This is a genomic window from Pseudomonas sp. NPDC098747, from assembly GCF_044760045.1.
Taxonomy (GTDB): Bacteria; Pseudomonadota; Gammaproteobacteria; order Pseudomonadales; family Pseudomonadaceae; genus Aquipseudomonas.
Genome location: NZ_JBIWAL010000035.1, coordinates 43,880 through 44,474, shown reverse-complemented (window position 1 = coordinate 44,474; position 595 = coordinate 43,880). Strand labels below are relative to the sequence as shown.

Below are 595 nucleotides of genomic sequence, written 5' to 3'. Positions count from 1 at the left end.
TTGTTTTCCCTGCTCTTCGGTTCGATCAACATCTACTCGACCAAGGGCCTGGGCTCGAAGATCGTCATCAAGGTGCCGCTGACGCTCGCGATCATGCCGACCCTGATGGTCATGCTGGGCAATCAGGCGTTTGCGTTCCCGCTGGTCAACGTCAACGAAATCTTCCACCTCGACCTGTCGACCACCAACGTCGTCGACGGTCAGGAAGTGGTGATCGTGCGGGACAAGGCCTTGCCATTGTTCTACCTCAAGCGCTGGCTGGTCAGCTCCGCCGCTCACGAAGAGCAGCGCGAAGGCCATGTGGTGATCCTTTCGGTGGGCACCCAGCGGATCGGCTTCGTCGTCGATCAACTGGTCGGCCAGGAAGAAGTGGTCATCAAGCCATTGGGCAAAATGCTTCAGGGCACTCCGGGCATGTCCGGCGCCACCATCACCGGTGACGGCCGTATCGCGCTGATCCTTGATGTTCCGAGCATGCTCAAGCGTTACGCCGCACGGCGTATTTGAATCCGGGGCGGCGGGGCGATAGCGTCCCGCCGCACCTAATGGAGTGTTTATGGCAGTCAAAGTCCTGGTGGTGGACGATTCGGGTTTT

At 59.3% G+C, this 595-nt stretch carries 1 protein-coding gene; it reads left to right on the top strand.

The genetic code is table 11. The annotated features are described in order from the left end of the window. Window positions 1-507: chemotaxis protein CheW (locus ACIQVE_RS19940; RefSeq protein WP_402811236.1), on the top strand; the 507-nt coding region annotated here is incomplete at its 5' end. Between the last annotated feature and the right edge of the window lie 88 nt (window positions 508-595).